Origin of the sequence: Bifidobacterium sp. AGR2158 (genome assembly GCF_000424225.1) — a bacterium.
Lineage (GTDB): Bacteria > Actinomycetota > Actinomycetes > Actinomycetales > Bifidobacteriaceae > Bifidobacterium > Bifidobacterium anseris.
This window is the reverse complement of the sequence record NZ_AUJM01000020.1, coordinates 19683-41392: the sequence shown is the minus strand read 5'-3', so window position 1 is coordinate 41392 and position 21710 is coordinate 19683. Positions and strand designations below refer to the sequence as shown.

Sequence of the window (21710 nt, the reverse complement as noted above, 5' to 3'; positions counted from 1 at the left end):
TGGGACAAAACAGTGGACAGAAATCGTCGGGCACACCGACAGCGTATGAATCGCAACGGTTCCAGAGCGTCGTGTTCAAATCCTGTCAGCCCGACTTCCTTATTCGAGGCCATCCCGTGGGGATGGCCTCATTGCAATGATTCCAAGGGGCAGCGGCCGTTCCTGCCGAAAACGGCAAATCGGGTTTTCACCGGTTTTCGGGCGTTTCGAGGGGCTTGAGATGGGACAATTGATAGGACACGAAAACGGATGGGACACGGTTTGTCCCATCAGCTCGGACAGGAGCGACACGTCATGGGCAGACGATTCGGCACCATCAAGCACCGTCCCAACAAGGAGCATCCGAAGTACATCTCGGCCTCGTACCCCACGCCGATCGAGGCGCGCGAACTCGACCCCACGCTGCCAGAACGGCAGTCGCGCAACTTCCCGCTGTCGGCCGAGATCGACGCACGCGCATGGCTCGAGGCCGCCCGCAGGAGAATCGAGGCGGGCGCATGGCAGCCCGACCGCGACGTGCAGCGGCGCAAGGTCGCATCGACCATCACCTTCGGCGAATACTTCCCGCAATGGCTCGCCGCCCGCACCCGCGCCGACGGCACGCCGCTGCGCGCATCCAGCCGCTCACGCCTCGAACGCGACGCCGCGAACCACGTGCTGCCGTACTTCGCCCACGTCCGTCTCGCCGACATCACCCAATCGATGGTCGACCGGTGGCTGGCGACGCTGCCCGCCGACCAGCCCTACGTGCGCGCCCACGCCTACAAAGTCGTCCGCGCCGTCCTGCGCACCGCGTCCAAACCCGGCGACGACGGCGAACCGCCATTGATCGCCGCATACCCGCTCACCAGAGGAGTGGCCACGCCGAAGCGCGAAGGCGCGACTGTGCCGGCGACGCCGCAGGAGGTGCACGCCATCTACAAGGCCATGCCGCCCGAATACCGCATGGCCGTCTACCTCGCCGTCTTCTGCGACGGCCTGCGCATCGGCGAGGTGTGCGCGCTGCAGCGCGGCGACATCGACTTCGCCCACCGCATCCTGCACATCAGGCGCGGACGCCTCACCGAGGACCCCGACAGCAAGGTCGGCCCGCCCAAGACCGCCAACTCCATCCGCGACGTCAAGATTCCGCCGCAGCTCATCCAGACGCTGCACGACTTCCTCGACGACCACGTCGAGGACGGTGACGACGCATGGCTCTTCCACGGCGTGCGCGACCACACCCAACCCGTGCACCCCAACACCATCCGCACCCACTTCGACCACGCCCGCCGCAAGGCCGGACGCCCCGACCTGCGGTTCCATGACCTGAGGCACTCGGCCCTCACATGGCTCGCCGCCGAAGGCGCTACGCTCAAGGAGCTCATGGAATCCGCCGGACACTCCGACGTCAGCGCCGCCATCCGCTACCAGCACGCCGTCGACGCCCGCCGCGACGCGCTCGCCGAAAGGATGGGGGAGAAGCTCATGGCCGAGGACACCCCCGAGACCGTCATGGCCCGTATCCGCGACATCGACCGCAAGATCGCCGAACTCGAAACCCTCAAAGCCAAGGAGAAGCTCCTACTCCAGCGCCTCATGCAGGACATGTGACGGACACGGGTCAGCTGTCGGCGTGCTTGCGCGGCCTGCCGCCGCCCACGCCGCGCCCCGGTCTCGCCGCGTTCCACGCGTCGACCGTCTCCGCCTTCCAGCCACACGTACGACCAATGTACGCATCCGGCTTGGGCAGCTTCAGATTGAGCAGGCCGCCGGGAGTGATGCCGAGCCGCTCGGCGACCTGCTTCACTCCCAGATACCGCTCAGCCACGCCTCGCGCCTCCCATCCGCGAGAACACCGCGGCGACGACCGCGCACCCGAACGTGATGAGCCATGGCCACGCGAACCATGCGCTCGCGGCCGTGCCGAGCGCGAACACCGCGCCCACAATCGATTCGTACCTCATGATGCCTTTCGACATGACCATGTGCGGAGATAGTCTGGGGGAGAGGGTTCTGGATACTACCGATATTCGGAACCCCTTGATCTTCAGGTCTCATTCTGCTGTGTTGTTCTTCATGTAGAACTCATAGGCAGCGTCGAAACCGTCGGTGAACAGCAGGTGGAGGATCTTCATGGCCTTGAGGTACGTTGCCCGAGACGACACACGTGATGTACTCCAGAACAAGGCGCGGTAGACGGGGGCTTTTCGGCGTTCGAAATCGTCCTTGTCTGAGGTGTATTCATCACCGAAGTACTTGGCGAACGCAACCTGATCCGAATCGCTCGTGTTGAATGCCGCGAGTTTCGCGCATAGCCCGCTGATGTCCTGTACCTTGGAAAGCGCGTCATTGGTGGAGAAGAACCCCGGATAGGCGAGGGACAATCCGAATAGGAGCTTGAGGAGGCGCTTGGATGAGCGGATTTTCCCTATCGGGTTGGGCAACGACGAGATAGCTATGATACCGGAGTTGAGGTTTTCCACGGCTTCGGTCTGATCCACGTTCAACTGTTTCATTGACTCGACAAACGAAATCACGGCCTTGTCTCCGGAGTTGACCTGCAGCTTATCGAACCAGGTGCCGAGCACTGAATAATACACTTTCTCCAGCTCTGCACGCTTGTAATTCTCGCAGCCGACTCGGTTCATGAAACGTTCGGTGGGAAGCCTGTCGAAAAATGGGCTCATAGGATTGTCAGGGAGCGCGTTGATGATTTCTCCGGCACGCAGCTTCTCCTGATTCTGTAGCACTTTGAAGTAATCTCGAATCTGCGCCGGGTCGGCCGACTGCATCGTATATACGGGAATATTGTACGTATTGAAATTCATCTGGATGCTTGCGGGAAGATCGCTGAACGCAAGACGCTTCGCTCTGTCCATGCGCGCAAGCCCATCGGGGTCGGAATCGCCGACGATGAGCTTGATTATCTCCTTTGCCGCGGTCGAGTTCTTTTTGCTGAGCCGGAACCACTCGTCAGAACTGTCAATCCACTGGGACACGTTTCCGCATTCCATGAACCGGAACAACGTCGTCAAACGCTGCTTCCCGTCCACAAGCTCGCGTGAGGCGTTATTCATATTAGGGACAGCGAGATCGTTGATGACGATATTGCCGATAGGGTAATTGAGGATGACGCTCAGTATCAGCTGATCCTTGTAGTCGTTGGACCACACGTATCCGCGCTGGTAATCAGGTGAGATGTCGAGCCCGTTCGCGCGAACGTTCTTGATCTGAGCCATCAGGGATATGACAGGCATCGATGCTGGTGTGATGTTCAATCGGCGGAAAGTCATAGCCTAATCCTTTCAGACAACTCCAAAATGTTTAGAATCTAGTATATCATATCCCATAGAATCTGGAAGTTGTCTACACGTGTATGAGTATGGAACACTTGAATACCAGCAATCTCAGCTAACCTGAACCGTAGTCCGAACGCAAAAGCGGAAAATAAGAATCTAAACAAATATAGACGAAGTGCTCGAGATGACCACGCAGATGACGCCGCCTCCGGATCCACCTTGGAGGCGGCGTCATAGAGAGTCTCCGATGGTTCGTCAATGTTGCTTCTCGTAATCGGGTAAATGTACCGTCACTTCGTACTTCTTGGCGCCCTGCTTGATTCGCGCCAGACACATGGCCTCTCCATCTGGGATCTGGTCATAGTGCCGCTCGCCCTGCAAGGCGGTAAGGTATCCGACATCGATGCCGTCCAATGAAAACCATAGTGTCGGCTGACCCTTCGACTTGCCTTTTGGGATTTCTCCCCGTCGTACTGTCAGCCACACGAGTGCATCGTTTCCGTAATGGGTGAGGATGTCTTGGGCGTCTTCTTCGCCGCTTAATGCGACGGTGCGGGTCGCCTTCAACTCCGGCAATCTCGACGGACGACGGTTGCGCGGCACATACCGCGCCTCATCCTGCTGCTCATAATGCTGTTGTACTTCGACACGCAGCTCCGGCAGCCCCCGCGAGAATTGCCCCTCGCACACCATCGTTACAGAGTCATGCCCCTCCACGATGGATGAGAACACGACGCAGCATGTTTTGCCTTTGTAAGAGAACGCCGTGCCTCCATCCTTGTTCTTTTCCCATGTGGAGCCGTTGTATGTCGACTTCAAAGATGTCGCACTGCTGCGTCGCATCGTGATGCGCTGTCCAGTGCGCAATGCGGGCAGCCCTTTCCATGTGTATGTGTAGACCTGCGCCCTGCGCACACTCGATGCGCGGACCCGTCGGTTCACGTCCCGAACGTTCTTGACCCACTCCTTTGACTGGTCATGTGACGCGAACACATCACGGCGTGGCAGAGGCCTGCGCGCAGGCGACGAAGATCCAACAACACTGGCGGCCGATACCTGCGGATTCAACTGAGCCTCGCGACGTACCTTCTGTGTCGCCTCAATGGCTAACCGACGCTCGTACTCCAATTCCTCAGCACTTTTCTCGCGCCCCTTCGGGGCAGTAGTCCCTTTCCTTCCGAATAGCCAGGAAAGCAATCCCATTGCCAGCCCTCCTCTTTCTCTTTCCGCGACGCCCCGAACAACCTGCGCCTTAACCCACCCCGCGACCGTATGGCGCGAGGATCAGCGCCGCGACAACGCGGCGCTGAAAACTATTCTTGCTCCTTGCACACCGAATCCTCGGCCTTGATCCGATCCGCCCAAGCGTCGATGTCGATGCCGTTGTCCGCGTCCACGAACGCCGCATTCGCGGACGTCTTGGCAGTCGTCATTGTTTGGTGAATGTGCCGCAGTTTGCGATTTTTAGCTGTTGTCCTTCGCTTACTGTGACCTCGGGGTATCCTCCGCCTGGGATATCGTTCTGGATGATGTCATCGGTGACTGGGTTTGTGATAGACCAGTAGCAGCGCGATCCGACCTCTTGTGTGGCGCGGTAGGTGCCGGGGTCGATGTCCTTGCCGACTTGCCACACGCCTTCGCCGATTGTATTCTTCTTTGCTGTCTCGACTTTGCCGGTCAGTGTTTCGAGTGTCTTCTTCTGCTCGTCGATTTCCTTCTGTAGTTTCTCGCTTTCGGTCTTCAGGTCATCGATCTTGTAGCTTTTCGCCTTCTCTATTGTGGCTTCTGCCTCTTCGTTGGCGTCTTCCAGTTCGAGTTGGCGTTTTTCGGTGTTTCTGAGGTCGGCTTCCGCTTCCGCGAGTTTGCGGTTGACGTTTGTGTATTCCTCGCTTTTGGCGCGTGCTTGGTCGAGGACTATGTTTGTCACCTCTGATGTTCTTCCGGCATGGTAGGCGATGGGGGAGCTCACGGTGGCGCTCAATGCGATGGAGGCCAATACCACGATGCCTAATACGAGGGCGGTCGTTTTGTATGTTCGCTTCCAAAAAGGCGTCTTTGGGTTTTGTGTTTCTTGTTCCGATGTCGCTGCTCCCTGTGGGGGCTGCGGACCGTTCGGATTCTGCCATGTCTGCTCGGTGGTGGACTGCTCGGTTGGCGATGCCGTTGTCTGCGGCTGTCCGGATGGTTCGCTCATGATGTTCTCCTTCTTTGATCTTCTCTGGTTTTCTACGACGCCCCGAACAACCTGCGTCTTGATCCACCCCGCGACCGTATGGCGCGGAGATCAGCGCCGCAACGGTGCGGCGCTGAAAACTATTCCTCCTCGCACACCGAATCCTCGGCCTTGATCCGGTCCGCCCAGGCATCGATGTCGATGCCGTTATCCGCGTCCGCGAGCGCAGCATCCGCAGCATCGACAGCGGCAGAGGATAAATCTTCTGGCTGCCCCATCTCCTTTGTGAGACGTTCATAGGCGGCGTCCATGATCGCGCGTGGATCGGCTCCGATGAGTTCGCATGTGTTGAGGAAAGCCTCAAGCGGCATCGACGGCTTGGCGTTCAACCAGCGCGAGTATCCGGAGCGTGAATGTCCGAGTTTGTCGGCAACGTCGCCCTGCGATATCTCTTTTCTCGCAAATTCCGCCTTCAACTCTAGACCGATGAGCTGAGCGAATCTGCTATCTCGTGTAGATGCATTTTTGCTCATGCAAGCATTTTAGTACTTGGAATCGCTAACCGCAATTCACGCAGAGAGTCGTTTGTTGCTCATATGTGAAACGCTGACGTTGACATTTGCCTATACCTGCAATACCATTGCTCACATGAGCAACGTTAATGCAGACTTCGGCCACAAAGCTGAGCGGATCATCCGGGATAAGGGTATGACCAAACGAGCGGTCTCCGAGAAGTCGGGGATTCCATACAGCAGCTTGAACTCGACACTCAAGGGATATCGAGCCGTAACGCTCGAATTCATCATCGCTCTCGCCGAGGCGGTCGGTGTCAGCCCATCAGATCTGCTGCCCTCTCAATTTGTTGCCGAGGCGCTCGCGTCCAAGGAAGGAGAAGCGAAATGACCACGACACATGACACCAGCATCAGCTGGACGGACTGCCCGGTATGCGCCTGGCTGCGCCGTGAGCTCGAGCTGGCGACGGAGTTGGCGGAGCAGGCGTGGGATACGTTCAGCCTCCGCGACGCCACGTACCGCGAGGAGCTGGACGCCGGCATGGTCGGCTTCGGCACCAAGGAATGGAAGCAGTGGCACGACCTGCTCGACCAGCTCCGCCACGCGTACTACGCCGCAGCGGACGCCCAGCGCGGCCGCCTCGCCGCGTGGGGCGACTCCATCCGCGAGCACGCCAAGCCACAGACACAGGAGGCGGCGACGGAAGCGGAGACGACGGACGCGGCCGCCACGGAAACGGACGACGCGGCGGACGAGACGGAGGAGGCGGCGCAGGAGCGGCCGAAGGTCGCGTGCGTCCTGTTCGACGCCGCCTACCGGCTCACCACGCTCGTCGCCGACACCACGGACAACCCCGACGCCAAAGCCGCGCTCGCGGGCATCGACGCGCTCCTCTTCAACCTGGGCTACACCGACGACGACGGCCGACGGTTCGACAAGACCGCGCCCGCGGACGGGGAAGGAGAACCGAAATGAGCACGACGCATGAGAACCCGATGTCGGTCGAGGAGTTCGAGCGTGAGAACCGGGCGCTCGTCGGGGCGATGAGGAACGCCGTCCGCAGGGAGCTGGCGGCACGATTCCCCACGGACGGAATGACGCTCACGTCCAGAGACTACGAACACCTCGACATGATGCTCTCGTCTCCGCCAACACAGCATGATCCCACATTAACGCAGCCTGGACTCGATGCGCTGCACGGCATAGGCAAGATTCTGCTGTTCGTCGGCGAGCTGCTTGACGGCCTCGGCGAGCGAGACCAGCCCGTTTAGCTCCCACCGTTCCCGCTCCGCGCCGCTCCGTAGCCCGGCTCCACGCAGATAGGTGACGGCTTCATCCGCTTTCCTGCTCGCACTCATTCCAATACTTCCTTTCCCGCCTTGCGACGGCTTGATTTTTGGTTAGCACCCACCAGCCTACGCGAGGCGGGAAAGGACCCCACACCCACGAGAAAGGCCCACATCATGAACACGGCAAACCTCGCATTCAAGGCGCTCGACGACATGGACGACCCGGAACTGACCGCCGAAGCCTTCACTCTCGACGGCATCATCCCCATGCTGTCCGTCCAGATCGGCGACCTGGCACGCCGCAACACCCGCGGTGTGCTCTCCCCGGAGAAGACCGACCTGCTGAGCCTGCTGCGCACCATCACCCAAGCCTGCCGCGAGCGCCTGCATGACATCAGCGTCGAGCAGCAGCGGCGCGCCGTCGCGGATCCGGACGAGGACGGGCAGGCGGCGCGTGGATGTGACGACGGCATCGACGACGCCGACGTTGCGGCGTGCGGTTTCCCGGAGACGACCGTGTGGGCGTACGACGCCAAGCAGGGACGCTGCCGCGCCTTCCACGTCGGCGGCATGATCGCCACGGCCGCCGCATGCGCCAAAGCCCATCGTGACGGCTACCTGACCGGCCTAAAAGACGTGCGCGACCTGCTCGACGGGATGATCGCCGACCACGACGAGGACACGGACGGCGACGAGGCGTGCACGCACGAGGGCGGCGCCTGATGGAACAGGTCCTGCACATCAGCGCCGAACCCATCAGCCTGCGCGTCAAGGACGCCGCACGCTACATGGGCGTCAAGGACCCCGACTACGTACGCTCCCTCGTCGACCAAGGCTACCTGCGCGCACGCAAGGCCCCCGGCACCAAGACGCTGCTCATCTCCGTCCAATCCATCCACGACTACCTAGGAGACCACAAATGACCCGCCACAACCCCCAGCCCGAGCCGACGCCGGGCGTCATCGCACGGACGCTCGCCGTGCTCGCCGTCCCCACCGCCATCGGCGCATTCCTCTACGTCAGCTGCGGCGTCGGCTTCTACCGCGCCCCGTGGGGATACACGATCGCATGGCTCACCCTCATCGCATCCCTCGCCTACGGACTGCCCATGCTCGACGTGACCATCGACACCGTCGCCGGCGCCTGCAATCGCGTCAAGCGCGGCATACTCCGTGCGAAACGGGCGCTCGCGGGCGTGCTCCGCCATAAGTCTTCCGCGACCATGCGCCAGGTGCGTGTGGTGCGCGGGACGGCAAAGGCCAAGCCGTAAACACCAGATAACCGAAACACCGCGGCCGTCAATGAGTACACCGGCGGCCGCACGGGGCCGTGCAAGAGCCCCACCCGCATACCGCCGCGGCTTCTCTCTACTTTCCCCGGCGGCGGGATGCGTGGTGGAGGAGGGTGCGATTCCCTCCCGGCCCACTGCGGACGCGTCAACGTCACCCACGGCCGACGATAGCCCGGCGCGTGGGAGCGATGGGTGCGCGCGGTGCCAACCGCCCCCGCCCCTCACGCGGGGATACTCCACACACCCAGCGCGTCCGACCCATACCAACCAACGAAGAAGGGAGCAACCCATGGCGGGGGAGACCATCATCACCGTCGTCGGCAACCTGACGCGCGACCCCGAACTGCGCACCGTGGGCAACGGTTCGACGGTCGTCAACTTCACGATCGCCGCGTCCACACGGCAGTTCAACCGGAACACCAACCAGTGGGAGGACGGCGACACGCTGTTCCTCAACTGTTCCGCGTGGGACACGGCGCATGCGGCGCTCGCGTCGAACATCGCGCAGTCCCTGTCCAAGGGCATGGCGGTCATCGCGCAGGGACGCCTCGTGCAGCGCACCTATGAGACCGAGTCGCATGACAAGCGCACAGTCGTCGAGCTGCGCGTCGAGACGATCGGCCCGTCGCTGCGCCGCGCGACCGCGCAGGTGACCCGCCAGAGCGCCGGCGCCCCCGCTGCGTATCAGGGCGGCGCCCCGGCTCCGGGCTCGGGTGTGTCGTATCAGGGCGGCGCCACCCGGTCTGCGTCCTCGGCGGTGTCGGATCCGTGGGCCGACGACAACAGCGGGTTCGGGACGACGTTCGGCGCTCGCGACGACGCGGACGACTTCTAAGGAGGTGGCGTTGATGGTTGCCAGAATGTGCCAGCCGAATATCCGGTTGACGACGCAGCAGCGTGCGGACGCGGTCAGCACATGGCGCAAAAAACACGCATGGGCGAAGCGGCTCAACCCGTACAGGCTGCTGCGCAAGCATCCCGAGATGAGCGTCGCAGACGCGTTCGAGCGGCTGCGCGACGAAACGGACGTCGAACTGATGCGGCTGCGCGAACGCCTGCACGCCGCCGACGCGCGGAATGAGACGCCGACCGCCGCCGAGCAGACGCCCGAGACGACGAAGCAGCCGACGCCGCACCGCCTGTACCGGACGGCATACGGCCGGCTCGAAACGTGGGAGCGGGCGCAGCTGCAAACACTGCTCGACGACGCCGGTGCCGCCGACGTGGCAGGTGCGCTCATGGACAATCCCACCCGTTGCGCCGACGACCTGCTCGCGCTCGCGAACCGGGAGCGTACGGATCTCGAGCATGACTGGCTCGACACGCTGCCCGCCGACCGGCCGGTGAACGCCCGGCCGCGTCCGGTGGGCGCGTTCCTCGCCTCGTTGCGCGCCCATGAGGGCCAGTGGCGCATGTGGGGCACGCCCGACACGCGCGCCATGGCGTTGACCGCGGCGCAGGAGCTGCGCGCGCGTGCCGGCAGCGCGTTCGCCATCGCCACACGCGTCGTCGACGAGGACGGACGATGCGCCGTGTTCGCCTCCTGGCATCCCAAGGACAAGGGGGTACGGCCGTGAAAAGAGAGAGGACCGCACGGCTGCTTTCCTGCTTCGTCGACGGCGCTCCGGCGACCAAGGGCAGCTACCGGCCGGTCACCAACCGCGCCAGCGGCAAGACGCTGCTCGTCGGCATGAACCGCAACGAGCACGCATGGCGACGCCACGTGGCCGCCGTGGTGCGGTCGCAATGGTTCCGTGAGCATCCCTCGACCCCCATGCCATGCGTGGACGAGCCGCTGCTGGTGGTCGCCGACTTCTACCTGCCCCGTCCCAAGAGCGTGCGCCGACCGTTGCCGAGCGTGAGCCCGGACATCGACAAGCTCGCCCGCTGCCTGCTCGACGCGCTCACCGACAGCCGTCTCATCAAGGACGACTCCCGCATCGTCGGCCTCGACACCACGAAACGCTACGCCGCCGCCGAGGGGATCGGCGTCGCCCTGACCGTCCGCACCATCCACACCAAAGACACCAAGGAGCCATCATGAGCCTGAGGGCATTGACATGGGCGATCTACGACATCGCCCCGAACCTGACGGACGCATCCGCCTACCGCATCCTGCTCGTCCTCGCCGACGAGGCCGACAACGACGGACGCGGCGTGTACCTCTCGTCGGCCACGATCGCCGAACGCACCGGCCTGAGCCAACGCACCGTCGCCACGAAGCTCAAGGAACTCGAGGCCATGGGCATCATCCGCCGCGGCGACCAGAACCTCGTCGCCTACCTGCCCGCCAACCGACGCCCCGTCGTACGCGACCTGAACATGACCCCCGAGGCTAGGGGTGCAAAAACTGCACCCCAGAACACGCAGCCAGAACCCAACCCCGAACCCGCCGACGCTGATATGCAACAGGGGTGCAACAGGGGTGCAACTGATATGCAACAGGGGTGCAACATGGTTGCACACAACCCACTTAACCCATATAACCCATTTAACCCGAGAGAGGCCGCGCGCGAGACCGTCGACGCCGACCAGCCCTCCACGCCGACGCACTCCGCCCCCAAGCCGACCGCCGGAACCGAAGCCGCCCTCGCCGTGTGGCAACCCAACCACGAGGCACGCACCCTCGCCGACGAAGCCCACGCCGACCTGATCGTCGAGGCCGAGAAATTCCGCTGCCGCCAACTCGCCGACGGCAAGATCGCGAAAAACCTCGACGCGGCGTTCGTGCTGTGGTTGCGCCGCGGCATCGAAGGCGGCTACCTGACCCCGGCCCACCACGAACGCCCCAGCGACACCCGACCCACGAAACAGCCGACCGCGCACCGCCACGCATGGGACTGCCAACACGTGCAAGCGCTCATGACGCCCCACGAAGCCGACTACGACCACACACGCCACGGCTGGGGCGCATCTGACTGGATGCTCGCATGCCAGGCCGAAGCCGACCGCCTCAACCGCGAAGAAGGCCTCACTGACCCGGACGACGAACCCGAACACGCGGCGCTCGCGGAAGGAGACACGGCATGAACGAGCTCTTGGCGTTCTGCCTCGGTGGCCTGACCGCCTGCACGCTCATGCGCATCGCCATCAGCATCACCCACGGCATCCAAGATCACCGCGAGCGCCGCCGCGATGAGCGTCGAGACGGGACGGGGCCGCGATGAACATCCTCGCCGTCCTCGCCGTCATCCTCGCCGTCCTCACCGCGCTCGCGATCTGGGCCGGATGGCACGACTTCTGAACCACCAGCCCGAAAGGAGACCACCAATGGCCGTGAACGTCACCAACCGCGCCGCGACCCTCGAGGACGTGCTCGCCCAGCTTCGCGCGCAGATCACACGCATCAGCGAGCGCATCGCCGCCGACCCGCACCCCGACCACGCCACGCTCGTCTACACGGCCGGCAAACTCGCCGCCCTCGCCGACGCGAGCGCCACGGTCGGCGAGATGCTCGCAGCCCTATGGACACCCAACATCGGCGGCAAGGACGAGCACGCATGAAAGACATCGCCGCGCTCGCGATCCTGTGCGCCGCCATGCTGCTCGTCAGCTGGTGGAGCGACACCCACCATTTCTAGAGCCAAACAAATGTTCGAGCAACCATGAAGGAGCCATCATGAACGAACCAGCCGTCTACGACTTCCACGGCGCCGCCATCCGCATCCACACAGACGGCGACACCGTCGAATACTGCGCTCGCGACGTCGCCGCAGCCCTCGGATACACCAACCCAATGAAGGCGGTGCGCGACCATTGCAGGGGTGAACGAAACGTTCACCCCCTACAGACAGCCGGCGGAATGCAGGAAGCGATGTTCATCTCGGAGGGCGACGTGTACCGCCTGATCGTCTCGAGCCAGCTGCCCGCCGCCGTCGAATTCGAACACTGGCTGTTCGACGAGGTCGTCCCCGCCATCCGCCGCACCGGCGGCTACATCCCCGTCAAAGAGGATGACGACGAGAAAAGCATCCTCGCCCGCGCCGTCCTCATCGCACAGTCCGCGCTCGCGGACAAGGACCGCATCATCGCATCGCAGCGCACACGCATCGCGCAGACGGAGCCGTTGGCCCTGACCGCGCAGGCATTGTGCGACACGCAGGGCGGCATGAGCATCACCGACGCGGCCCGGCACTTCATGCAGCTCGACCCGCGCATGAACCGCTCACGCGTCATCTCCACGTTGCGCGAGCACGGCTATCTCGAACAGGGCTCGCTCGCGCCCACGCGCAAGGCCATCGACCCCGGATACCTCAAACCGATCGTCGGCAAACGCCACGACGGACGCCTGGGCAGACAATACGCGCACTTCACACCCAAGGGACTGGGATGGTTCATCAACCGATTCATCTACGGCAACGCCCAAGGCGTCCTCGCCGGCACGGACAAGGAGCACTGACCATGACCACCAAGACGCAGATCGACCGCATCCTCAAAGCACACGCCAACGGAATGGCGGCCGCGCAGATCGCCGCACGCCTCGCCATCAGCGTCGCCGAAGTCACCGACGTCATCCGCACCGGCGGCCACACACCACCACCCAAGCCGGCCCCGCCAACCTTCAGCGACGTCCCGCTGTGGGAATGAACGGGGGAGGGGCCATGAGCGACGACACACTCAGGGACGCGCTCGCGGAAATCCGCGACCTCTTCAGCCACAGACAAGCCGCCCTCGACCCGTGGACCAGCGACCACTACGACTACGACGACGGCTACACCAGCGGACTCGCGCAGGCAATCGCCATCATCGAAGCCCACATGAACGCCCAACCCGACCCATAAGCCACCACCGGCGCCGCGCAGCAAAAGGCCGCCTCACCCTTCCGGACTCAGCGGCACGACCCACAGCCCATCCTACCGGAAAGGAACACCGTGCAGCCCGACACCGACCGCATCCGCCACGACATCCATGAACTACGCGAACAGACCATCACGCTCGACGCGCTCGCCACACGACGCATCAAGATCCGCCGCAGCTCAACGCATACGCGCATGAGCAGCGCACCGACCCCACTCAACCTGCCCGCCGCCGACCTGCTCGACCAGATCCACGCGCTCGCACGCCGCCTCGCCACCGCCGCCGGCCTACACTACGGCCGCAGCATGGACGCACACGACCTGCTCAAAGGCCTCGACCGACCAGAGCCATGCGAGACGCTCGCAGCCCGCGACGACGCATGGGACATCATCCGCCTGATCGACGACGCCATCTGGCACACCCGACAACTCACCGACCCCGACCCCAGCCACCGCTACATCGGCATCTGCCCACGCTGCGGCGCCGGCGCATGGATCCCCGAAACACAGACCACCGGCGACTACCGATGCCACGAATGCGGACACATCGCCGCAATCGCCGACATCGCCCAGGCGCACGAACTGCGCCTGCTCACCTCCGGCACCGTCGGCACCGCCGCCGACCTCTGCCGACTCCTACGCGCATGCGGCATCGCCATCAAGCGCAACACCATCACCCAATGGCGCAAACGCAAACGCCTCACACCACTCGGAGCCGACGAGCATGGACATCCGGTGTACGCGCTCGCGGACATCCTGCTGCTGCGCCGCGCGGTTGACAGATCGGACTGTCACCGCTAGGGTTACTAGTATTGCGCGACGCGTGTAGCTGAGCGCGAGGTACGGCCTCGGACGGCGTGGACTGTCCGGGGCCGTCGTCGTATCCGGCCGCCGATATTCGACTGACACCGCACCGGCGGCCGTACGCTTTCCTATAATGCTGGCATGTCAGTCGAAAACGAAGAGCAAAGACAGGTACGCAACGAGAAGCAGATCAATACAGCGATTGAGTGGCTGAATGCGCATTGGGTCAATTCGAAGGAATGCCCTATATGCGCGCATACTTCCTGGTCTGTAGGGCAGACGTTTGAACTGCGGGAATACGAGGGTGGTAATCTCGTGGTCGGCCTTGGGTCCCAGGTCATGCCGGTCACTCCGGTATTCTGTAAAAACTGCGGGTACATGTTCCTTATCAACTCGATCATCGCTGGAACCTCGTTCCCTCCAGAGGGGAAAGACGCCGATGAGTGAAGAGAAGGGCAACATTCCAGCAAAAGGCGATGTGTCTGGTGACGTCATAACTGTTCCAGGGGCCAGTACGAAGTATCAGCCGGAGGGGATAGTGATCGTGGAAAAGAAGGACTGGGATCTCATACGCGGAAATCTGGATGCCAATGCGGAAAAGAAGGGTGTGAAAAAAGACATGTTCTGGGGAGGTCTTGGCCTCGCGTCTGGCTCCGTCGGTGGCATCCTGCCGGTGTTTCAAAAAGAGACGTTCAATCTTGACGCGCAAATACTAATCTGGGTCATCCTGTTCGCTATAGGTGTGGTCTGCATCATTGATGCAGGAGCCAGCTACCTCATTAACAGGAAAAGAAACAAGGCGGAGAAGAATCGTTTCGACGAATTCTTGGACAGAATCGAACAGCAAAGCCAGACAGAGGAGCACAACAATCCTCAATAATCTGGAGGTGGGGAACTCATGTGGGCGCGCACCACACGCATGCAGCGAGGAGACGAGGTGACGATGTCCTGGTACACGAGCGATCGGCAGTCCAGACTCCCGGAGGACTGGGACCGGGTGCGTGCCATGGTGCGCGACCGCGCGCACAATCATTGTCAGGCGGCGATACATTCCGTGCTGTGCAACGGCATCGGCACGGACTGCGACCACATCGTCCCCGGTGACGACCACTCGCTTGACAATCTGCAATGGCTCAACCACAATTGTCATGAGCTCAAGACCGCGCGTGAAAGCGCGCAGCGCAATATGATTCGCGCTCGCGAGCGCAAGCATCCTCGTGAAGCGAATCCCGGAAGAATTTGTTGATGTTGATTCGTTGCGTTGTTGCGGCGCGCGGCGGCGGAAGGAAAGACAGGAAGATGAAGCGTTTCGGTTCGTTCGGTTCGCGGTTTTTCCCGCGAGCCTCCGCCGCCCCCATGGGGTGGGGGGAGGACTCCGGAAGGAGCCTCGCCAGAACCGCCGGATAGCAGCTCCGGTCATGCGTGCGCCGTGGTCCGGTTTTTCGGGTGGTTCGGGTTGGTTGTCGGATTGTTGTCCGTTCGTCGTTCTGAGGGGCTTCCAATGTGCTTTTCGGGGTGTTCGCGGTTTGGGGTACGGTGAATTTTGTGACGCACGCTAAAACCGGATTAGCGGATGTCACGAAATTAGAAACGTTGGAATTTCAACGGTTCTCAGCTTGATTTAGCGTGCGTCACGAAATAAAATGGTGGTATGAGCCATTGCGAACACTGCGGCAGGACGCTGCCGGAACAGTCGGGGCGCGGACGCCGCCGCCGCTACTGCGGACAAGCCTGCCGCAAAGCGGCATCACGAGACCGCACGGGCAATCTACTGCGCGACATCCCCGACGAGATGATGCTCGCCGACCGGTGGATGCGCTGGCGCAGTATCGAACGGGACGGCAGACGTACGAAACTGCCCATACAGGTCGACGGGCTTCCCGCGAGCAGCACCGACCCGGACACGTGGACCACGTTCCCCGCCGCCGAAGAGTCCCGGACCGGCGATGGCCTCGGATTCGCGCTCGGCAACGGGTTCGCGTGCATCGACCTCGACCACTGCTACGATTCGCGCAACCATCTGAAACCATGGGCGAAGGCGCTGCTCGCCTACACGCCCGCCACGTTCGTCGAGATCTCACCGAGCGGAGACGGCCTGCACATCTGGGGCCACGCGGCTGCAATGCCCGGCGTGCGCATCCGCAGGGACGACGTGAACATCGAGATCTATTCGCGCGACCGGTACATGACCGTCACCGGACGTGCACACCGTGCTTCTACACGGGCGCTCGCGGACATCACCGGGCTCATCGACTTCGCACGACGTCTGGGGTAGGAGGTGCATCATGAATGGGCAGAATCTGCCGCGTGGCCTGAGCAAGGGCGGCGTCGGCCAGAAGTTCTGGAACGAGCTCACCGCGCGTGTGGAGTTCACGGACGTGGAGCTGCGCATCCTCACGTCCGCATGCTTCACGCTCGACCGTATCGCGAAGGAACGCAGGGTCATCGGCGGCGATCTCGTGGTGGAGGGGTCGCGTGGACAGCTCGTCGCGCATCCGCTGCTCACCGAGCTGCGCGCCGACGAACGGCACTTCGCCGATCTGGTGAAGCGCTTGGATATTCCGGACGAGTTCGCACAGCAGGCGTCCGGTACCGAGAGCGGGAACCGGGCGGCGCAGATGCGTGCGGTCGCGAACAGTCGATGGAGCAGGCAGTACGGATAGACGGGAGGTGAGCGTGGATGGCTCGGCTCATCGGTTCAGGGCCGATGCTGCTCACCACGCGTGACGACGAGCTTGCGGAGATCCGCGACTGGTACCGGGATACGCTGACGAGTGAGCCGGCTCCCGCCTGGCATACGATGCCGCAGTGCATCGGGCCGACATGGAGGCGCGACGCGCACGGATTCGTGCTGCCGGAGCGGACGCTCGGCTGGGATCTGCTCGCATGGAGCGGCTACTGGCTGAGGGATTCGAAGACCGGTGGTCCGTGGAAGTGGACGAACGAGCAGGCGCGGTTCCTTTTGTGGTATTACGCGCTCGACGAGACCGGCAGGCCATTGCATGACACGGCCGTGCTGCAACGGCTGAAAGGCTGGGGCAAGGACCCGTTGGCCGCCGGCTGCGCGGTCGCGAGCTGTTTCGCGCCGCTTACGTTCGACCATTTCGACTCGTCGGGTAGCCCGGTGGGTCGTGAGGAACCGAATGCGTGGGTGCAGGTGTGCGCCGTGTCGCAGGAGCAGACGAAGAACACGATGAAGCTGCTGCCCGGTCTGATTCCCGCCGAGACCAGACGGTTCTACGGTATCCAGATCGGCAAGCTGAACATGTGGGCGCTCGGCGACAGCCGGCAGATAGAAGCCGTCACATCGAGTCCGCTGGCGCTCGAGGGCGGGCGTCCGACGATGGTCATCCGCAACGAGACGCAGAACTGGAACTCGAGCAACGGCGGCATCGACATGGACGGCGTGCTGTCCGGCAATGCCGCGAAGCGCGAGGAATCCGTCAACGTGAAGATGCTCGACATCTGCAATGCGTACCGAGACGGCGAGGATTCCGTGGCGCAGCGCGTACGCGAGGCATGGGAAGGCACGCAGGGCGACCCTGAAGGCGACGCCGGAGCACGTCCCAGATACCACGATTTCGGCCTGCTGTACGATTCGCTCGAGGCGGCGCCGGACACGACGATGGACATGGACACCATTCCGCAGGTCGTGGAGGATATCCGCGGCGACGCGGATTGGCTGAGCCCGAAGCGTATCGTCAAGGAGATCATCAACCCGAAGAACCCCGTATCCGAGTCGCGCCGCAAATGGTACAACCAGTGCGTCGCACCCGAGGACGCGTTCGTCACCGCGCAGGAGTGGGACGCGAACCAGAATACCGATCTGATGCTCGAACCCGGTGACACGATCGTCATGTTCGCCGACTGCTCGCTCAACGACGACGCCACCGGCATCGTCGCATGCCGCGTCAGTGACGGGTTCGTCAAACCATTGGGCATGTGGCAGCGCCCCGCCGGCAGGCAGAACGCCGACTGGCGCGTGCCACGCGAGAAGGTCGACGACGTGGTCCGTGACGCATTCCGCACCTATCACGTGGTCGGGTTCTACGGCGACCCGTCACATGTGCTCGACTCCGAGACCGGACAGCGCTACTGGGACGGCCTGTTCGACCAGTGGCACCGCGACTACGCACGCCGGCTCAAGGTATGGGCGCGCCCATCAGGCCGCGACAAGCACGCGGTCATGTTCGACATGGTCGACTACATGATCCAGAAACGGTTCGTCGACGCCGTCGCCATCGCCTACGAGGACATCGCCGACGCGAACTTCCCCCATGACGGGGATGCACGCCTGAGAAACCACATGCTCAACGCACGCCGCCAACCCACACGCGCCGGCATGAGCATCGCCAAGGAACACCGCGAAAGCCGACGCAAGATCGACCTCGCCGTCTGCGCCATCGGCGCACGCATGATCCGCCGCGAATACCTGAACATGAACACGAAACGAAAGGGGCGCATATGGTGACCAAACCCCGCGAACTAGGCAGCGAACAGGAAGCACGCGACGCGCTCGCGGATCTGCTCGCCGACTACGGTTCCGAGTATGCGCAGCTGAGGAAGATCGATGGCTGGTGGCGTTGGAGGCCGGAGAAGAACCGTCTGTCTCGTAAGGCGACGGCTGAGCATAGGGCGTTGCGTGATATTTCGCAGACGCCGTGGCTGCAGATGGTCGTCACGACGCTTGCGCAGACGCTGTATCTCGACGGTGTGGAGATGCCGGGTGATATGGACGGTTCACGGTCGAAGCGGTTCTGGGCTCCGTGGAACAACAATCGTATGGGTGCCCGTCAGATCGGTTTGCATCGTTCCGCCATCGCCTATGGCAGCGCGTATACGGCGGTGAGCCGTGGCGAGGATGGTTCGGCCCGTATCGACTGCTGGAGTCCGATGGAGTCGTTGGCGGTGTACCGTGACCCTGCCCGTGACGTGTTCCCGCAACTGTTTTTGACGGTGTGCGAGCTGGGTGACGAGTCCACGCTGTACGAGGTGTGGGATGCGTGGAACATCTGGCGGTTCACGTCCGACAGCAGGCATGGGCCGGTAGGGTTCGCGGAGGTCGTCGAGCATGGCGTGCGCGACGGCAACGGCAGGCCGGTGTGTCCGGTGGTGCGGTACACGAACCAGATTGACCTGCAGGGGAGGACTCCGGGCGAGGTCGAACCGTACATCACGGTCGCGAAGCGACTGAACAAGGATGATTACGACCGTATGGTCGCGCAGCATTACAACAGCTGGAAGGTGAAGACCGCGACGAATCTCGACATGAGCGATCTGGACGAGAAGGAACGCGAAGAGAAGAAACTGAAGCTCGAACAGGGGTCGATGCTGTTCGGCGGTGAGGGCGTGCAGTTCGGCACGCTTTCCGAGACCGATCTGGATAATCTCGTGAACTCACATCAGGCGGACGTGGACGAACTGGCTGCCGTGTCGCAGACTCCGGCGACCGCGTTCGGCAAGATGGTCAACGTCGGTGACGCCGGCATCGAGGAGTCACGTGCCGGCTTCTATGCGAAGCGCAACGAGCGTCGCAAGACATTCGGCGTCTCCCATCTGGATACTCTGCGTCTGTGCGCCGCCGCCGAGGGGCGTATGGATGATGCGGCGGACATGGACTTGACGGCGGTGTGGGCGGATACGGATACGCGCACGATCAGCCAGGCCGTGGATGCGTGGGGCAAGGCCCACCAGATGCTCGGCGTGCCCGCCGAACAACTCTGGGATCTGCTGCCGAACGTGACGAAGGCGCAGGCTGACATGTGGCGTGCGTATGCGCGGGAGCATCCCACCGCCGACGATATCGCTGTGCGCGCCTATCAGGCGCAGCTGGACGTGGTCGAACCGAAGGAGACGGATTATGGCGTTGACCCGGGCGGCGGCGGTCCTGACGGACAAGCATCGGCGTGACCAGGTGAGGCTCGCGATCACCGCTGATTCGGAAGCGCGCCGTGCATGGGATCTGCTCGACATGAATAATCTCGACGGCACGCAGGCGTTGTTCGAGTACGCGTTGTCGGCCACGTTGAACAAGTGGTTCAATCTGGGTGTGATGACCGCGTTGGATTATCTGCCGAAGTATCGTGAGGCGAGCATCGGCGAGCGGCGCTCGGTCGATATCCGGGTGCCGGATTTCAGCAGGTACCGTGTGCGCAAGGAGCTTGGCTGGCTGGGTGCGACGGGTATCAAGTGGCATCTGGCGCGTGGCGAGAGCGAGCAGGATGCGTGGCGGAACGCTCGCAGTATTTTTCTCGGTCAGTTTCATGAGGCGGTGCTCACGGGTGGCCGTGAGACGATCCGTGAGTGGGCGCGCAGGGATCCTCGCGCGATCGGGTGGCGTCGTGTGTCGGATGGTGACCCGTGCGCGTTCTGTGCGATGCTCGTGACCCGCGGCCCCGTATACACGAGCGAGCAGCGCGCGTTGTCGCGTGAGTCCGACGGGACGAAGTACCATGCGCATTGCGGGTGCACGGTCGAGGTCGTGTACGGCGATTGGAAGCCGACCGGGCTTGAGCAGCATTGGATCGACGAATACTATCGCGCCGCCGAGAAGGTTCCCGAGGGGAAGCGCACGTGGGACAACGTACTGCCGTTGATGCGCGAGAACGGTGCCTTCCGTGACTCGCCTGCGGTACGTAGCCCCGAGGCATGGCTCAAGCGTCAGGCGCAGAAGGAGGCGGGCAGGCCGAAGCGGGTGACGATGCCGCGAGTCGTCCATCCTGATTTCGACGACGCTCGTCGTGCCCGCATGGAGAGCGCCAAGTCGAAAGGATTACAGGAAGCCTTCATTGAGAAGATGGAAGACCATATCGGGGATGAGCAGCATCAGTCGAAGGAACATTGGCCTTCCATAGCCTTCTATCCAAGTCGTGCCATCATACGGCATGTCCTTCATGGCGAGCCCGATAACATCCGTCGCGGCGGGCATCTGCATGGTACTGGCCGTCTGAACAAGACCGAATTCCCCGAAGGATGGGATGAGAAGAAGGTCATGGACGCGGCAGCTGAGGTGATTCGTGCTCCACAATGGTGGAATCCCGCGAAAGCTCCTAATGGTCTTTCGTACTATGTGGCAGTGATCGACGGAGTTCAAGTTGAAGTGGCGGCGTACCAATATGAAGGGAAACTGGTAATCGATCAGATATATCCGAAAGGCGGCAGAGGCGTTATTCGCAATGTCGTAGATGGTACGATTGAAGTAAAGGCAATCGATTTGAGCAAGAGGTATCAGAGATGGCGGAAAAGCTGAGCGGAAACACCGCTGATTGGGATGAGATAGCCAATCAGTGCATTTCCGTGTTGCCTGATGATATCTATCAAGAGTCCACTGCCGAGGATGCACTGCAGGTCGGTGAGCCGTATGATGCCGTGCTTAGGATTCTGGATACGCTTTGGGGAGATCATCCCGAAATCGCCAAGAAGCTACCTAGAATTCTGAAAAGACTTGTGGACGATGATCCCAAGTCCGTTTATGGAATGATTCCGTATTACGACGAGTTGCCTTAACGGTTCGTCTAGCTAGATTTTTCAACCCGCACAGTGTGCGGGTTTTTTATTGCCT

Annotated in this window: 32 protein-coding genes; 26 read left to right on the top strand and 6 right to left on the bottom strand. The window is 62.3% G+C overall.

The window, feature by feature from the left end:
• Positions 1-294: 294 nt before the first annotated feature.
• Positions 295-1593, top strand: coding sequence for a tyrosine-type recombinase/integrase (locus G606_RS10410; protein WP_051198756.1), 1299 nt, complete (start codon positions 295-297; stop codon positions 1591-1593).
• 10 nt (positions 1594-1603) lie between these two features.
• Here G606_RS10410 and G606_RS0108425 read toward each other — a convergent pair whose 3' ends face one another.
• The 6 genes from G606_RS0108425 to G606_RS0108395 all read right to left on the bottom strand — a co-directional run bounded on the left by G606_RS0108425 (position 1604) and on the right by G606_RS0108395 (position 5987).
• Complete coding sequence (locus tag G606_RS0108425) at positions 1604-1810, bottom strand: helix-turn-helix transcriptional regulator (protein WP_026645580.1); 207 nt, start codon at positions 1808-1810, stop codon at positions 1604-1606.
• Positions 1803-1946, bottom strand: coding sequence for a hypothetical protein (locus tag G606_RS11325; RefSeq protein WP_099721764.1), 144 nt, complete (start codon positions 1944-1946; stop codon positions 1803-1805). The genes G606_RS0108425 and G606_RS11325 overlap by 8 nt, the downstream gene beginning before the upstream one ends.
• Positions 1947-2036: 90 nt before the next feature.
• Positions 2037-3221 carry a DUF262 domain-containing protein gene (locus G606_RS10405; protein ID WP_231371471.1) on the bottom strand — a complete coding sequence of 395 codons (1185 nt, stop codon included), beginning with the start codon at positions 3219-3221 and terminating at the stop codon, positions 2037-2039.
• A 315-nt stretch (positions 3222-3536) separates the two neighbouring features.
• Positions 3537-4484, bottom strand: coding sequence for a hypothetical protein (locus tag G606_RS11270; RefSeq protein ID WP_155802877.1), 948 nt, complete (start codon positions 4482-4484; stop codon positions 3537-3539).
• Positions 4485-4710: 226 nt separating this feature from the next.
• Positions 4711-5475: a hypothetical protein gene (locus tag G606_RS10790; protein ID WP_051198754.1), complete on the bottom strand. Its 765-nt coding sequence runs from the start codon at positions 5473-5475 to the stop codon at positions 4711-4713.
• Positions 5476-5594: 119 nt separating this feature from the next.
• Complete coding sequence (locus G606_RS0108395) at positions 5595-5987, bottom strand: helix-turn-helix domain-containing protein (RefSeq protein WP_155802875.1); 393 nt, start codon at positions 5985-5987, stop codon at positions 5595-5597.
• Positions 5988-6102: 115 nt separating this feature from the next.
• On the opposite strand from G606_RS0108395, the gene G606_RS0108390 reads away from it, so the two are divergent.
• From G606_RS0108390 to G606_RS0108255, 25 genes are all read left to right on the top strand, one after another.
• Entirely contained in the window at positions 6103-6357 is a 255-nt protein-coding gene (locus G606_RS0108390) for a helix-turn-helix domain-containing protein (protein WP_026645577.1), read from the top strand.
• Positions 6354-6944, top strand: a complete 591-nt coding sequence (locus tag G606_RS0108385; protein WP_026645576.1) for a hypothetical protein — start codon at positions 6354-6356, stop codon at positions 6942-6944. Before G606_RS0108390 ends, G606_RS0108385 begins: the two co-directional genes overlap by 4 nt.
• Positions 6941-7240: a hypothetical protein gene (locus tag G606_RS11265; protein ID WP_026645575.1), complete on the top strand. Its 300-nt coding sequence runs from the start codon at positions 6941-6943 to the stop codon at positions 7238-7240. Before G606_RS0108385 ends, G606_RS11265 begins: the two co-directional genes overlap by 4 nt.
• Positions 7241-7432: 192 nt before the next feature.
• Positions 7433-7981 carry a hypothetical protein gene (locus tag G606_RS0108375; RefSeq protein WP_026645574.1) on the top strand — a complete coding sequence of 183 codons (549 nt, stop codon included), beginning with the start codon at positions 7433-7435 and terminating at the stop codon, positions 7979-7981.
• Positions 7981-8181: a helix-turn-helix domain-containing protein gene (locus G606_RS0108370; protein ID WP_026645573.1), complete on the top strand. Its 201-nt coding sequence runs from the start codon at positions 7981-7983 to the stop codon at positions 8179-8181. Before G606_RS0108375 ends, G606_RS0108370 begins: the two co-directional genes overlap by 1 nt.
• A complete protein-coding gene (locus tag G606_RS0108365) occupies positions 8178-8528 on the top strand; it encodes a hypothetical protein (RefSeq protein ID WP_026645572.1) in 351 nt (116 codons plus the stop codon). Before G606_RS0108370 ends, G606_RS0108365 begins: the two co-directional genes overlap by 4 nt.
• Positions 8529-8838: 310 nt before the next feature.
• The gene (locus tag G606_RS0108360) at positions 8839-9384 is read left to right on the top strand and encodes a single-stranded DNA-binding protein (protein ID WP_026645571.1); all 546 of its coding nucleotides are present in this window, start codon (positions 8839-8841) and stop codon (positions 9382-9384) included.
• Positions 9385-9397: 13 nt separating this feature from the next.
• A complete protein-coding gene (locus G606_RS0108355) occupies positions 9398-10126 on the top strand; it encodes a hypothetical protein (RefSeq protein WP_155802873.1) in 729 nt (242 codons plus the stop codon).
• On the top strand, positions 10123-10593 hold the full coding sequence (locus G606_RS0108350) for a RusA family crossover junction endodeoxyribonuclease (RefSeq protein ID WP_026645569.1): 471 nt from the start codon (positions 10123-10125) through the stop codon (positions 10591-10593). The genes G606_RS0108355 and G606_RS0108350 overlap by 4 nt, the downstream gene beginning before the upstream one ends.
• Positions 10590-11579, top strand: coding sequence for a helix-turn-helix domain-containing protein (locus G606_RS10785; protein ID WP_026645568.1), 990 nt, complete (start codon positions 10590-10592; stop codon positions 11577-11579). Before G606_RS0108350 ends, G606_RS10785 begins: the two co-directional genes overlap by 4 nt.
• Positions 11576-11716, top strand: a complete 141-nt coding sequence (locus tag G606_RS11260; RefSeq protein ID WP_155802871.1) for a hypothetical protein — start codon at positions 11576-11578, stop codon at positions 11714-11716. The genes G606_RS10785 and G606_RS11260 overlap by 4 nt, the downstream gene beginning before the upstream one ends.
• 103 nt (positions 11717-11819) lie before the next feature.
• Positions 11820-12053 carry a hypothetical protein gene (locus G606_RS0108330; RefSeq protein ID WP_026645567.1) on the top strand — a complete coding sequence of 78 codons (234 nt, stop codon included), beginning with the start codon at positions 11820-11822 and terminating at the stop codon, positions 12051-12053.
• Between the two features lie 115 nt (positions 12054-12168).
• Positions 12169-12948, top strand: a complete 780-nt coding sequence (locus G606_RS10780; protein ID WP_051198752.1) for a BRO family protein — start codon at positions 12169-12171, stop codon at positions 12946-12948.
• Between the two features lie 2 nt (positions 12949-12950).
• A complete protein-coding gene (locus tag G606_RS0108310; protein ID WP_026645566.1) occupies positions 12951-13136 on the top strand; it encodes a hypothetical protein in 186 nt (61 codons plus the stop codon).
• A 14-nt stretch (positions 13137-13150) separates the two neighbouring features.
• Positions 13151-13330 carry a hypothetical protein gene (locus tag G606_RS0108305; protein WP_026645565.1) on the top strand — a complete coding sequence of 60 codons (180 nt, stop codon included), beginning with the start codon at positions 13151-13153 and terminating at the stop codon, positions 13328-13330.
• A gap of 90 nt (positions 13331-13420) precedes the next feature.
• Positions 13421-14146, top strand: a complete 726-nt coding sequence (locus tag G606_RS0108300; protein WP_026645564.1) for a hypothetical protein — start codon at positions 13421-13423, stop codon at positions 14144-14146.
• Between the two features lie 144 nt (positions 14147-14290).
• Positions 14291-14596, top strand: a complete 306-nt coding sequence (locus G606_RS10380) for a hypothetical protein (protein ID WP_051198750.1) — start codon at positions 14291-14293, stop codon at positions 14594-14596.
• Complete coding sequence (locus G606_RS0108290) at positions 14589-15029, top strand: hypothetical protein (RefSeq protein WP_026645563.1); 441 nt, start codon at positions 14589-14591, stop codon at positions 15027-15029. The genes G606_RS10380 and G606_RS0108290 overlap by 8 nt, the downstream gene beginning before the upstream one ends.
• 63 nt (positions 15030-15092) lie before the next feature.
• Positions 15093-15395, top strand: coding sequence for an HNH endonuclease (locus tag G606_RS0108285; protein ID WP_026645562.1), 303 nt, complete (start codon positions 15093-15095; stop codon positions 15393-15395).
• A 405-nt stretch (positions 15396-15800) separates the two neighbouring features.
• Complete coding sequence (locus G606_RS0108280) at positions 15801-16424, top strand: bifunctional DNA primase/polymerase (protein WP_051198748.1); 624 nt, start codon at positions 15801-15803, stop codon at positions 16422-16424.
• 10 nt (positions 16425-16434) lie between these two features.
• A complete protein-coding gene (locus G606_RS0108275) occupies positions 16435-16812 on the top strand; it encodes a hypothetical protein (RefSeq protein ID WP_034524097.1) in 378 nt (125 codons plus the stop codon).
• Between the two features lie 17 nt (positions 16813-16829).
• Positions 16830-18620: a hypothetical protein gene (locus G606_RS0108270; RefSeq protein WP_026645559.1), complete on the top strand. Its 1791-nt coding sequence runs from the start codon at positions 16830-16832 to the stop codon at positions 18618-18620.
• On the top strand, positions 18614-20059 hold the full coding sequence (locus G606_RS10375; RefSeq protein ID WP_051198747.1) for a phage portal protein: 1446 nt from the start codon (positions 18614-18616) through the stop codon (positions 20057-20059). Before G606_RS0108270 ends, G606_RS10375 begins: the two co-directional genes overlap by 7 nt.
• Positions 20010-21398: a VG15 protein gene (locus tag G606_RS0108260; protein ID WP_026645558.1), complete on the top strand. Its 1389-nt coding sequence runs from the start codon at positions 20010-20012 to the stop codon at positions 21396-21398. Before G606_RS10375 ends, G606_RS0108260 begins: the two co-directional genes overlap by 50 nt.
• Positions 21383-21655, top strand: a complete 273-nt coding sequence (locus G606_RS0108255) for a hypothetical protein (protein WP_026645557.1) — start codon at positions 21383-21385, stop codon at positions 21653-21655. The genes G606_RS0108260 and G606_RS0108255 overlap by 16 nt, the downstream gene beginning before the upstream one ends.
• The last annotated feature ends 55 nt before the right edge of the window (positions 21656-21710 follow it).